The sequence below is a fragment of the Nocardiopsis kunsanensis DSM 44524 genome (genome assembly GCF_000340965.1).
Taxonomy (GTDB): domain Bacteria; phylum Actinomycetota; class Actinomycetes; order Streptosporangiales; family Streptosporangiaceae; genus Nocardiopsis; species Nocardiopsis kunsanensis.
Map to the genome: position 1 here is coordinate 120,283 of NZ_ANAY01000014.1, position 13,330 is coordinate 133,612.

General features: G+C 71.5%; 5 protein-coding genes. 2 read left to right on the forward strand and 3 right to left on the reverse strand.

Going from position 1 to position 13,330, the window contains the following annotated elements; genetic code table 11:
- Window positions 1–83: 83 nt before the first annotated feature.
- Window positions 84–1,337, reverse strand: coding sequence for a lactonase family protein (locus D456_RS0111600; RefSeq protein ID WP_017576351.1), 1,254 nt, complete (start codon window positions 1,335–1,337; stop codon window positions 84–86).
- 354 nt (window positions 1,338–1,691) lie between these two features.
- On the opposite strand from D456_RS0111600, the gene D456_RS0111605 reads away from it, so the two are divergent.
- Together D456_RS0111605 and D456_RS0111610 are read left to right on the forward strand one after the other, a co-directional pair.
- Window positions 1,692–2,144, forward strand: a complete 453-nt coding sequence (locus D456_RS0111605; protein ID WP_017576352.1) for a globin domain-containing protein — start codon at window positions 1,692–1,694, stop codon at window positions 2,142–2,144.
- 50 nt (window positions 2,145–2,194) lie between these two features.
- A complete protein-coding gene (locus tag D456_RS0111610; RefSeq protein ID WP_017576353.1) occupies window positions 2,195–2,845 on the forward strand; it encodes a pyridoxamine 5'-phosphate oxidase family protein in 651 nt (216 codons plus the stop codon).
- 14 nt (window positions 2,846–2,859) lie between these two features.
- Here D456_RS0111610 and hrpA read toward each other — a convergent pair whose 3' ends face one another.
- On the reverse strand, window positions 2,860–6,819 hold the full coding sequence (gene hrpA, locus D456_RS0111615; RefSeq protein WP_017576354.1) for an ATP-dependent RNA helicase HrpA: 3,960 nt from the start codon (window positions 6,817–6,819) through the stop codon (window positions 2,860–2,862).
- Between the two features lie 231 nt (window positions 6,820–7,050).
- A complete protein-coding gene (locus tag D456_RS0111620; RefSeq protein ID WP_017576355.1) occupies window positions 7,051–13,326 on the reverse strand; it encodes a type I polyketide synthase in 6,276 nt (2,091 codons plus the stop codon).
- Window positions 13,327–13,330 lie beyond the last annotated feature (4 nt).

Here is a 13,330-nt window from a genome sequence, read left to right on the forward strand (position 1 = left end):
AGGGTGCGCCCCACTCCCCGATCCCGAACCGCCCCTTTGCCACTCGTCCCGACCCCATCGACTACTTCCCGGCCGGCGACACCTCACCCCCCGGGGCGCTGGTTGCGGCGGATGCGGCGCAGCGGCACCGGGAGTACACACACCGGGTCGGGCAGGGCCAGACGGTGACCGGTGTCCGTGGGCAACCCGGTTCCGGGGTCCAGACGCAGGGACCTGAGGTCTCCGCCGTTCTGGCCGGCCACGACGAGGTGGTCGGGCTCGTCCCGGTGACCGCGCACGACGGCGAAGTGGCGCGGCCAGGCACCCACGGGGGTGTCGGCGAGGTGCTCCGGGCGGGTGCCGTCGTGGAGGGCGAAGGTGGAGACCACGTCCGCGCCCCGGTTGGACACGTACAGGTGGTCGCGGTGGAGGGCGAGCTCGGCGGGGAAGTTCTCGCCCACGGCCTCCTTCCCGGTGGCCGGGACCGACCCCAGGTACCGGGCGTGGTCGATGTCGCCGGTCCAGCGCACCACGTGCACACGCGAGTCCAGCTCCCCGGTGACGTAGACGTGGCGGCCGTCCGGGCTCAGGAGCATGTGCCGGGGCCCGGAGCCGGGCGGAAGGGCCACCCGGCCTTGCAGGCCGCCGGGGACGAACTTCATCCCGGGAGCACCGTCGCCGGGCGGTTCGGAGGGGTCGGCAGCGACGTTCTCGGCCACCCGGTAGGCGCGTAGCTCGTCGGTGCCCAGATCCGCGACGAGAAGGGTCCGCAGATCCGGGTCCACGGTGTCGGGTACAAGGAGGCTGCTGTGGGCGTGCGGGCCTTCCTGCCGGCCTGTGACGGGGCCGTGGCCGGTGTGTTCGAAGAGCTGCCAGGGTTCGTATTCGCCGGAGTAGTGGTCGGGTTCGCCGTCGGGGCGACCGTCGGAGCCGAAACCGGTCACGGCGACCCGGCCGTCACCGTAGTTGGAGACCACCGCCTCGTGGTCCCCGAGCGCGGACACGTGGCAGGGGAAGGCGCCGTACGTGGCCTGAACGCCGAATTCGGTCAGGCCACCGTCGTGTTCGACGCGCAGGACGGTGACCGTGCCGCCGGTGCGTTCACTGACGGCGTAGACCCAGGGCCGGTGGGCGTTGAGGGCGAGGAAGGACGGGCCGACCACAGGCGCGGCCACACCGCCGTCCGCGAGTTCGCCGGTGTCGGGGTCGAACCACACCCGGTGCACGCCCCCACCGCGGCCCGCGGGTTCGGAGCCGGGGGTGTAGGTGCCCACGTAGAGCATGCGCCGACCGGTCAGCGGGTCGTGCTCGGGGGCCGGGGTGGGGTCGGGGGTGGGCGTCGTGGCGCCTGTGTTCACGTGGGTCCTCGTTCCCGCGGAGGCGGATGGTCCATGTGGTCCATACCACGGGCGGTGCCCGAAGGGCACGAGCACACCCCCGACGGGGCCCGGAACGTTTCGCGACCGCCCCCGTCCGCCCTCGGACCGAACCGAACGGAACCCCAGGTCAGGGGCGGAACCACAGGACCTGCGGAACTCGGGGGCCACAGGGCACTCAGTGCACGGTTCACACCGCTATGTGTCCCTCAGCCTCGTCTGTTACGTTCTTCGGCATCGCATGTCCAGCGTCCGGTCCGAACGGTCACGCTCCGTCACTTTGGACTCCGCCCTCAGAGTTCTGGAATCCTCTTGTCCCACCGTTCACTCCCCCATGTGTCCCTGCCCAGCCAAGAAGTCGTCGAGCTGGTCCGTCAGTCGTGCGCCGACATCCCGGAGGGGTCCACGCTGCTGGCCGGTAGTTTCTACCGGAACCTCTTCAAGATGGTCCCCGAGCTGCGCGAGATGTTCGCCGACGATCTCGGCCCGCAGCAACAGCGCATGGCCGACGCTCTCCTGGCCGTGGTCCGCTACCTCGACACCCCGGACGAGATCGCGGAGTACCTCCAGGAGCTCGGCGCCCAACACCACAGGCAGCTCGGGGTGCGCCCCGAGCACTACCCCCATGTCGGCCGAGCCCTGATCCGGGCCGTGAGCGAGGTCTCACCGGGGTGGACCTCCTCGATGAGTTCGTCGTGGGTGCTGGTCTACCGGTGGGTCACCGCCCACATGCTCGCCGGGGCAGAGGAGGCCGCTTCCGTTTCCTCCGGTCACCGCCGTACACACTGACAAGCGCTCTTCCGGCCTCCGCTCCCGCACACGATGGAAGTTCCTCTCCCGTGACACAGAACAGTCAGCACCCGACCGCCACGAACGTGGGGGAAAGACACGTCCAGAACGTCCTGGGCACGTCCGAACGGGCCTCCCGTTTCTACCGCGACCAGATGTTGGACCACCTCAACCCGGCGATGCGGGACTTCGTGGCCGAGCAGGAGATGCTCTTCATCGCCACCTCGGACAGCCGGGGCGAATGCGACTCCAGCTTCAGGTGCGGTCCGCCCGGGTTTGTGCACGTCATCGACGACCGCACTCTGGCCTACCCGGAGTACCGCGGCAACGGTGTGTTCGCCAGCGTCGGCAACATCGCGCAGAACCCGCACATCGGCCTGATGTTCCTCGACTTCTTCCGGCACCGGATCGGCCTGCACGTCAACGGACGCGCCAGGCTCGTGGAGGACGAGCGCCTACGGGAGCACGTGCCGGATCTGCCGCTGCCGCAGATACCCGGACAGAAGGCGTTGATGTGGATCGTGGTCGAGGTGGAGGAGGCCTACATCCACTGCCGCAAGCACATCCCCCAGCTGCACAAAGGCAGCTCGGAGGAGTCCTGGGGCACCGACGACACTCTCCGCAAGGGCGGGGACTTCTTCGGCGCGAAGCGGGACGGCGAGTACTGGCGCGCACGCGGCACCGAGGCACCGAACGGGTAGGGCCCGAGCGGCCGTCACTTCTTCCCTGCGGACTTGACGGCCTCGATCGCCTTGGTGATGCGCTTGTCCGAGACCGGGTAGGCGGTCCGCAGTTCCTGCGCGAAGAGGCTCACCCGGTACTCCTGCAGCATCCACCACAGCTCGACGACGTCGGGGTCGGCCTCACGTCCGGGCTTCAGGCGTCCGCGCACCTGGCGTACGGCCTGGGCCATCTGCACGACCTTGGCCATGTTCACCTGGTCGCGGCGCGGGTTCTCCGGCAACTTGTCCAGGCGGTGCTCGATACCGCGCAGGTAGCGGTGCACGTCGTCCAGGCGCTCCGTGCCCGTCCGGGTGACGAAACCGTCGAAGACGAGTTCGCCGAGCTGGCCCTGCACGTCGTTGAGGGAGGGCAGTACGGCCATGGAGGTGCTGCCCTTGACCTTCTTGGAGACCTTGCGCCACAGCACGAGCACACGCGCGGCCTTGTCGAGTACCTCCGCGAGCTTCTCCCCGAGGTCGGTACGTACCCGTTCGGCGAGCGTGGCGAAGGCCTCGGCGTTCCACACGGGACCGCCCTCGCGCATGAGCAGATGGTCGACCGCGGCCTCCTCGGCGTCGTCGAGCATCTTCTTCACCGACCCGTGCGGGTTGTCGGCCAGAGCCAGCTTGTCGGGGTTGTTCAGCCCCTTGCTGACCGCCTGCGCGGCCGAGGGCACCGTGAGCATCAGCAGACGGCGCGTGCCGGCGCGCATGGCGGCGCGCTGCTCGGCCGGGGTGTCGAAGATCCGGATCGCGACGCTCTCACCCTCGTCCACGAGCGCCGGGTACCCCTTGACGTTGGGTCCCAGGGCCTTGCGTTCCAGGGTCTGTTCCAGGTTCCCGAAGTCCCAGGACGTGATGCCCCGGCGTTCGACGCCCTTGGCCTCGGTGACGATGGCCTCGCGCAGCCGCGGCTTGAGCTTGACGCGCAACTTCTCCAGGTCCTTGGACTCGGCGAGCTTGCGCTCCTTGTCGTCCACGGCACGGAACGTGATCCGCAAGTGGTCGGGTACCCGGTCCAGGTCGAAGTCGGAGCTGCTCACCCGCTCCCCCGACATCTGGGTGAGTTCGGCCGCCAGCGCGTCGAGCAGGGACCCGTCGGCCGGGTCGAGGCCGCCGCGGGCCTTGGCTGCGTTGTCCGGCACCGGCACGAAGTGGCGGCGCAGCGGTTTGGGCAGGGACCGGATCAGGGCGGTGACGAGCTCGTCGCGCAGACCCGGGATCTGCCAGTCGAACCCCTTGTCCTCGACCTGGTTGAGGTACTTGACGGGCACGTGCGCGGTCACACCGTCGGAGTCGCTGCCGGGTTCGAACTGGTAGGTGAGACGGAAGGTGAACGGCCCCTGGCGCCAGAGGTCGGGGTAGTCGTCCTCGCTGACCTCGTCGACACCGTCGTTGATGAGCTCCTCACGGGTGAGGTCGAGCAGCTCGGGGTCGGTACGGCGGGCCTTCTTCCACCAGGAGTCGAAGTGGGCCGCCGAGACCACGTGGTCGGGCACTCGCCGGTCGTAGAAGTCGAACAGGGCCTCGTCGTCGACGACGATGTCCCGGCGGCGCGCACGGTGTTCGAGGTCCTCGACCTCGTTCAACAGTTTGCGGTTGTCGTGGAAGAAGTGGTGGCGGGTGTCCCAGTCGCCCTCGACCAGGGCGCGGCGGATGAACAGTTCCCGGGACACTTCCGGGTCGATGCTGCCGTAGGAGACCTTGCGTCCGGCCACGATCGGCACGCCGTACAGGGTCACGCGCTCGAACGCCATGACGGCGCCCCTCTTGCGTTCCCAGTGCGGTTCGCTGTAGTTGCGTTTGACGATGTGGCCGCCGAGCTCCTCGGCCCACTCGGGTTCGATCTTGGCGACCATGCGGCCCCAGAGCTTGGAGGTCTCCACGAGCTCGGCGGCCATGACGTAACGGGGTTGTTTCTTGAACAGACCGGACCCGGGGAAGATCGCGAACCGTGCACCGCGCCCGCCCAGGTACTCGTGTTTGTCGGGGTCCTTGAGGCCCACGTGGGAGAGCAGACCGGCCAGCAGGGACATGTGCACACCGCGCGGGTCGGCGGCGTTCTCGCTCGGCGCGGGCACCTCCACGTCCATCCGTCGCAGGACCTGTTTGAGCTGGCCGTGGATGTCCTGCCACTCACGGACGCGCAGGTAGTTGAGGTACTCCTCGCGGCACAGTTTGCGGAACTGGTTCCCGGAGAGTTCGCGCTGCTTCTGACGCAGGTGCTTCCACAGGTTGAGGTAGGCGAGGAAGTCCGATTCCTTCTCCGCGAACCGGGCGTGCGCCTGCTGGGCCTGCTGCTGTTGGTCCGCGGGGCGTTCGCGGGGGTCCTGGACGGACAGCGCGGAGGTGATGACCAGGACCTCGGGCAGGCACCCGCGTTCCTCGGCCTCGAGCACCATGCGGCCCAGGCGCGGATCGACGGGCAGTTGGGCCAGGCGGCGCCCGGTCCTGGTCAGGGAGCGTTTGCCGGGGCCCTTGCCGCCCGAGAGGGCACCGAGCTCGTCGAGGAGGTTGACGCCGTCCTTGATCTGACGGTGGTCGGGGCCGTCCACGAACGGGAAGGCGGCGACGTCGCCCAGGCCCAGGGAGGCCATCTGCAGGATGACCGAGGCGAGGTTGGTGCGCAGGATCTCGGGGTCGGTGAACTCGGGGCGGGAGAGGAAGTCCTCCTCCGAGTACAGGCGGATGCAGATGCCCTCCGACACACGCCCGCAGCGGCCCTTGCGCTGGTTCGCGGAGGCCTGGGAGACCGCCTCGATGGGCAGGCGCTGGACCTTGGTGCGATGGCTGTAGCGGGAGATGCGCGCGGTGCCGGGGTCGATGACGTACTTGATGCCCGGCACCGTCAGGGAGGTCTCGGCGACGTTGGTGGCCAGTACGATGCGGCGGCCCCGGTGCGAGCTCCACACCCGTTTCTGTTCGGCGGCGGACAGGCGCGCGTACAGCGGCAGTACCTCGGTGCCGGGGAGTTTCTTCTTCTCCAGGGCTTCGGCGGTGTCCCGGATCTCGCGTTCACCGCTGAGGAAGACCAGGACGTCGCCGGGTGCTTCCCTGCCGAGCTCGTCGACGGCGTCGAGGATCGCCTGGGTCTGGTCGCGGTCGGTGCCTCCGCCCGGGTTCTTCTCCTCGGGGTCGAGGATCTCGTCGCTGATGGGCCGGTAGCGCACCTCCACGGGATAGGTGCGGCCGGAGACCTCGACGATGGGGGCGTCGTCGAAGTGGCGGGAGAAACGCTCGGGGTCGATGGTGGCCGAGGTGATGATGACCTTGAGGTCGGGCCGCTTGGGCAGGAGTTGTCTGAGGTAGCCCAGCAGGAAGTCGATGTTGAGGCTGCGTTCGTGCGCCTCGTCGATGATGAGCGTGTCGTACTGGCGCAGCATCCGGTCGTGCTGGATCTCGGCCAGCAGGATGCCGTCGGTCATGAGCTTGACCAGCGTGTTGCTGCTGGAGGAGTCGGTGAAACGCACCTTGTAACCGACCGTCTCGCCCAAGGGGGTACCGACCTCGTCGGCGATGCGTTCGGCGACGGTGCGGGCGGCCAGCCGCCGGGGCTGGGTGTGGCCGATGGTGCCCATGACGCCCTGGCCCAGTTCCATGCAGATCTTGGGGAGCTGGGTGGTCTTACCGGACCCGGTCTCGCCGGCCACGATGACGACCTGGTTGTCGCGGATGGCCTCGGCGATGTCGGCCCGCCGGTCGCTGACCGGGAGCTCCTCGGGGTAGTGGAGCTCGGGCAGGGACTCGCGGCGCAGCTGTACCCGCAGATCGGCCTCGTCGACGTCACGGGCGATCTGCGCGAGGACTGCGGGCTTGCGGCGCTCGTCACGGATCTTGTCCAGTCCGTCCAGGCGCCTGCGCAGGCGGTGCCGGTCGGCGGGCATGAGGTCGCGCAGCCGGGCGCGCAGGGCGCTGGGGGTCGGGTCCGCGGTCGCGGGCATGGTGGTGCTCATCAGTCATCAAGGGTAGGAGGGGCGGCAACCGGTTTTCCCGGGTTGGTTGTACCTCGGGTTGTAACACTCATGCGGGCGCGGGTGTTCCGTGGGCCAGGCAGGGCGGGTCCGGGAGCGCGGGTGTGCCGTCGAAACCCTCCCTGACACCGGCCATGATCTCCAGTGGATCCTGCTAACGGAGCGACCCTCGAGGTCGGCCCCGGTAGCAGGGTCCACGATGGTGCTCCCCGGTCAGCGGACCACGTGTTCGCTCAGCCAGGCGTGCACGGCCTGGGCGGTGGTCGCGCCGTGCTCCTCCAGCATGGAGATGTGATCGCCGTGGACGTCGACGGGAACGTGCTCGCGCGGCCAGTCGAACCGCCAGTCCGGCCCGCCGACGGGGTTGCCGTCGCCGTCGCGCACCTGGTCGGTGGGGCGCACGAGCAGCAGCGGCATGTCCAGTTCACCCGGGACCCAGTCGGCGAACAGCTCCAGGTAGCGGCCCATGGCGGTGACCCGGGCAGGGTCCATGAGCCCGAAGCGGCGTTCGCGTTCGACGACACCGGTCTCGATGACGGGCATGGTGGTGCGGTCCTGCGGGGTGGGCGTGTCCATGAGCACCACTGCTTCGGGTGCGTACCCGCCCTGCTGGAGGCGTTCGGCGACCGCGTGGGCCATCCACCCGCCCGAGGACCGGCTGACCAGGACGAACGGTTCCTCGCCGGCCAGTTCGAGCACCGCCCGGGTCTGCAGGTCGACGGCGGCCTCCCGGGTGGCGGGCAGGGGATCGCCGGGCGCGAACCCCGGTTGGGGGAGCACGACGGTGTCGCGCTCCCCCTTGAGGGCGGCGCCGAAGCGCGCGTACTCCTGCACCCCGGAGACCATGACCAGCGACGGGAGGCAGATCAGGCGCGGGCGTGCGGGCCCGGTCGCGACCTCGACGGGGCGCGGCGGGGCCCCGAATCCCTCGGGGACGGTGAAGGCGGGCCGGAAAGCGGCGGCCGCGCGCACGAGGGCGATGCCGTCGTCGATGCGGCCGCGTACGCAGGCGTCGCGGAACAGGGCCACGACCCCTTCCAGACCGGCGTCGGTCCCGGCGGGCGCGGCAGCGGGTGCCGGTGCGGAACTGCTGCCGTCCGAGGGCAGCTCGGTGTCCAGATGGCGGGCGAGCGCCTCGGGGGTGCTGTGGGTGAAGACCGCTCCGGAGGCCAGGCGCACCCCGGTCGCCTCCCGTAGTTCGCCGCGCAGCTGCACGGCGGTCAGGGAGTCCAGGCCCAGTTCGAGGAAGTCGCGGTCGGAGGGGACGTCGGCGGGCCCGGCGAGCCCCAGCACGTCGGCGGTGCCGGTGCGTACGAGGTCGAGCAGGGCGTCGGCGCGCTGTTCGGGCGGCAGGGTGGTCAGATCGAGGTCGGCGGCCTTGGCGGCGCGGCGCCGGGGCAGGGGAACAAGGGCGCGGTGGACCGTGGGGACGGTACCGGTGCGTTCGGCGCGCGAGCGCAGTCCGGCGGTGTCCACGGGCATGGGCATGAAGTGGGCCGCGGGCAGGTCCAGGGCATGGTCCATGAGCCGCAGGCCCTCGTCGGTGCCCAGGGGGCGGGCCATGCCGATGCGGGAGAGCCGGGACAGGTCGGCGGTGTCCAGGTGGGCGCTCATGCCGCCGAGGTCGGCCCACAGGCCCCAGGCCAGGGCGGTGGCGTGCAGGCCGTGGGCGCGGCGGTGGTGGGCAAGGGCGTCGAGGGCGGCGTTGGCGGCCGCGTAGTTGGCCTGGCCGGGACTGCCCAGGACGTTGGCGGCGGAGGAGAACAGGACGAAGGCCCGGACCGGCTGGTCGAGGGTGAGCCGGTGCAGGTGGAGTGCGGCGTCGCTCTTGGGTGCCATGACCCGGTCGACGTGTTCGGGGGTCAGGGTGGCCAGGGCGCCGTCGTCGAGGGTTCCGGCCAGGTGGAAGACGCCGACGACGGGTCCGCGTGCACGGTCCAGGGTGGTGCGTAGGGCCTCGGGGTCGGAGACGTCGCAGGCCACGACGTCGGCGCGGGCGCCGAGTCCGGAGAGTTCGGCGACCAGGTCCTGTGCGGCGGGGGCGTCGGGGCCGCGGCGGTTGATCAGCAGCAGGTCGCGTGCGCCGTGGGCGCGGACGAGGTGGCGGGTGACGGCGGAGCCGAGGGTGCCGGTGGCGCCTGTGACGACAACGGTGCCACCGCCGAGGCCGGCGGGGGTCTGCTCGCCGGTCCCGGGCCCGTCTGCCCCGGTCCCGGGTGCTTCTGCCGCGGAGGTGTCGTCACGTACGAGGCGGGGCACGTGGGGGCGGCCCCCGCGCAGGGCGAGCTGGGTCTCCCCGGTGGCGAGCGCGGCGGGCAGGTGCGGGGCCCCGTCGGCGATGTCGTCGAGGTCGACGAGGACGAAGCGGCCGGGGCGTTCGGTCTGGGCGGAACGTACGAGCCCCCACAGGGGCGCCTGTTCGAGGTCGGTGACGTCCTCGCCCGGCAGGACGGGTACTGCGCGGCGGGTGAGGACGACCAGCGGGGTTTCCTCCCGGGTCTCGTCATCGGCCCATTCCTGGAGGAGGGCGAGCATCTCGCGGGTGGTGCGGCGGGCGGCCTCGGGGTCGTCCCCCGCGCCGGTTCCCGAACCGAGCACGGCGGTGGTGCCGGCGGGCAGCGGGGCGCGCGGATCCGGTTGGTGAGCCACACCCAGGTGGGTGCTCAGGTCCAGCGGGTCGGCGCCGATGACGGTCAGGTTCGGCAGCCCGGTGTTGTGTGGCCGGACCGGGTTCCACGTCAACGAGTACAGGTCCTCGGGGACACCGGTGTCGATGCGTTCGGGCAGGGGCCGCACGGCCAGGGAGGCGATGGAAGCGACCGGCTGCCCGGAGGGGTCGAACAGGTCGAGGGTGTACTCGTCCGGGCCGAGGGGGCGCACGCGTACGCGCAGGTCGGTGGCGCCCTCGGCATGCAGGGTGACGTCGGTCCAGGCGAAGGGCAGGCGCACCCCGGTGTCGCTGGTCAGGGCCACGGTGTGCAGTGCGGCGTCGAGGAGGGCGGGGTGGAGGCCGAAACCGGCGGCGTCCCCGCGCAGGGACTCGGGCAGGGCGGCCTCGGAGAACACGGTGTCGCCGTCGCGCCAGGCGGCGTGCAGTCCCTGGAAGGCGGGGCCGTACTCGTATCCGCGTTCGGCCAGGTCGGTGTAGAGGTTCTCCAGATCGACCCGTTCGCCCTCCGGGGGCCAGGCGGTCAGGGGTGCGGGGGCGGGCGCGCCGGTGGGGGCGAGCAGCCCGGTGGCGTGTTCGGTCCAGGAGGAGTCGGGGGCGTGCTCGGGGCGTGAGTGCACGCGTACGGTGCGGCTGCCGGAGGGCTCTTGGGGGGAGGGCTGCGCCGGAGGCGTCCGTTGAGGGTGGTGGGGGGCGACGGGTTGGGCCAGGGTGACCTGCACGCGGGTGCGTCCGGACAGTGGCAGCGGGGTGTGCAGGGTCAGGTCGGCGACGTCCTCACCGGGAGCTGCGGCGTGCTGGACCATCTCCCAGAACACGGCCCCGGGCAGGAGCACGGTTCCGGACACGGCGTGGTCGGTGAGCCAGGGGTGGGTGTCGGGGCCGATCCGTCCGGTCACCACCTCTCCCCCGGTGCCGGGCAGGAAGGTGCGTGCGCCCAGGAGGGGGTGGCCGGCCTCGTCGACACCCTCGGCGGGCAGGGCCCGTCCGCCGCCGTCGGGGGCGAGCCAGTAGGTGCGGTGTTCGAAGGCGTAGGTGGGCAGGTCGACGGTGCCGGCCCGGGGGTGGACGGTGTCCCAGTCCAGGCGCAGGCCGTGGGCATGGGCGCGTGCCAGGGCGGTGGCGAACCCGTCGGGGTCGCCGTGGTCGCGGTGCAGGGTGGGGAGCACGGCGGCGCCCTCGATACCGGCGTCGTCGAGGGTCTGGGTGACGCCGTGGGAGAGGACGGGGTGCGGGCCGATCTCGACGAATGCGGTGTAGCCGGCCTCGCTCATGGAGCGGACGGCTTCCTCCATCCGGACCCGGCCGCGCAGGTTGCGGTACCAGTAGGCGGGGTCGAGGCCGGCGGTGTCGAAGGGGCCGCCGGTGACGGTGGAGTAGAACTCCGTACCGGCGCTCGTGGGGTCGATGCTCTCCAGGCTGCGTAGGAGCTCGTCCTCGAAGGGCACGACGTGGTGGCTGTGGGAAGCGATGTCGATGTCGATGCGCTGGTGGTGAGTCCCCTCCTTCTCGCACACGGCGGCGAGCTCGGTGAGGGCGTCGACATCGCCCGCGACCACGACGGCGTTGGGTCCGTTGACGGCGGCGACCTCGATACGGCCTTCCCAGCGCCGCAGCATCTCCTCCACCTCCCGGACCGGTAGGGAAATCGCGGCCATGCCGCCGGCGCCGGAGATACGCCGGAACAACTGGCCTCGGCGCACCACGATCCGGGCGGCCTCGTCCAGGGTGAGGGCCCCCGCGATGTGGGCGGCGGCGATCTCGCCCTGGGAGTGGCCGACGACGGCACTGGGGGTGAGTCCGTGGTCCTCCCAGAGGCGGGCGAGGGCGACCATGACCGCGAACAGGGCGGGTTGGACGACGTCGATGCGGGCGGGGTCGGGCGCGTGGGGCCCGCCCCGGACGACCTCGGTCAGGGACCAGTCCACGTAGGGGGCCAGGGCCTTCTCGCACTCGTCGATGTGGGTGGCGAAGCGTGGGGAGCCGTCGAGGAGGCCGCGGACCGTGCTGGGCCACTGTCCGCCCTGGCCGGGGAAGACGAAGGCGATGCGGTGCCCGTTTCCTGCGCGGCCGCGGACGAGGGCGTCGTGGTCCCGGCCTTCGGCGAGCGCGGTCAGGGCCTCGCGGCGCCGCAGGGGGTCGGCGGAGGCGACGACGGCGCGGTGGTCGAGGCCGGTGCGGGTGGTGGCCAGGGCGTGGCCGACGTCGCGGGCGTCCGGGACGGGCCGTGTGTCCAGGTGGTCGAGCAGGCGCCGGGCCTGGGCCGTGAGTGCGTCGGGGGTGTGCCCGGAAAGCGGCCACAGCACCGGACCGGTTCCGTGGGCGTTCTGCGTGCCGGCGGGGCGGGCGGCCACGCTCTCCGCCTCGGCGGTCCGCCCGTGGGTGCTTCCGGCCGTGTCCTGGGCCTTCCCGGTCCCGGCCGTCCGGGACGGGGGTTGTTCGAGCAGGGCGTGGGCGTTGGTTCCGCTCATACCGAAGGAGGAGACCCCGGCCACGTGCGGACGTTCCACGTCGGGCCAGGGGGTGTGCTCGGCGACGGGGAGGACCTTGCCCACGGACCAGTCCACTTCCCGGGTGGGTTCGTTCAGGTGCAGGGAGGCCGGCACGTGGTCGTGGTTGAGGGCCATCACGGACTTGATGAGCCCGCCCACCCCGGCAGCGGCGACGCTGTGGCCGATGTTGGACTTGAGCGAGCCCAGGAGGAGGGGGCGGTCGGCGGGGCGGCCGCGCCCGTACACGTCCATGAGGGCACGCGCCTCGATGGGGTCGCCGAGCGGGGTCCCGGTCCCGTGGGCCTCGACGGCGTCGACGTCGGCGGGGCCGAGTCCGGCGTCGGCCAGGGCCGAGCGCAGCAGGCGCCGCTGGGCCAGGCCGTTGGGGGCGGTCAGTCCGCTGCTGGCGCCGTCCTGGTTGACGGCGGTGCCGCGGACGACGGCGAGTACGGGCAGGCCGAGGCGTTCGGCGTCACCGAGTCGGGCCAGCAGGACCATGCCGGCGCCCTCGCTCCAGGCGGTGCCGTCGGCGGAGGCGTCGAAGGCCTTGGCCCGGCTGCCGGGCGAGAGGGCGCGCTGGCGGCTGAAGGACAGGAACGCGCCGGGGTCGGAGAAGACGGTGGCCCCGCCGGCCAGGGCCAGGGTGCACTCCTGGCGGCGCAGGGCCGTCACGGCGTTGTGCAGGGCCACCAGGGAGGAGGAGCAGGCGGTGTCCAGCGACATCGCGGGCCCTTCCAGGCCCAGCGTGTAGGAGATCCGGCCGGCGGCGACGCTGGTGGCGGTGCCGGTGGCCAGGTGTCCTTCGAGACCGTCCTCGGCGTGGGTGGCCCGGGGGCCGTAGTCGGGTGCGGTGATGCCGACGTAGACGCCGGTGTCGCTGCCGCGCAGGGAGGCCGGGTCGAGACGGCCGCGTTCGACGGCTTCCCAGGCGGTCTCCAGCAGCAGCCGCTGCTGGGGGTCCATGGCGGTGGCCTCCTTCGGGGAGACACCGAAGAAGGCGGCGTCGAACTCGCCCGCGTCGTAGAGGAACCCGGCCTGGCGCGCGTAGGTGGTGCCGGGGGTCTCGGGGTCGTCGTCGAAGAGGCCGTCCAGGTCCCAGCCGCGGTCGGTGGGGAAGTCGCCGACCGCGTCGGTGGCCCCGTCCACGAGTTCCCACAGGTCCTCGGGGGTGCGCACGCCGCCGGGGAAGCGGCAGCCCATCCCCACGACGGCGACGGGTTCGCGGGAAGCCTCGTTCAGGCGCTGGTTCTCCTTCTTGAGGCGCTGGACCTCCTTCACCGAATCCCGGAGTGCCCTGACGACCTTGTCGCTGTTGTCCGTCTCCGTCATGCGT

Bases quoted from the DNA above. Each gene is read 5' to 3' on its own strand.
- hrpA (WP_017576354.1), bottom strand. From the start codon at position 6,819: ATGAGCACCACCATGCCCGCGACCGCGGACCCGACCCCCAGCGCCCTG.
- D456_RS0111620 (WP_017576355.1), bottom strand. From the start codon at position 13,326: ATGACGGAGACGGACAACAGCGACAAGGTCGTCAGGGCACTCCGGGAT.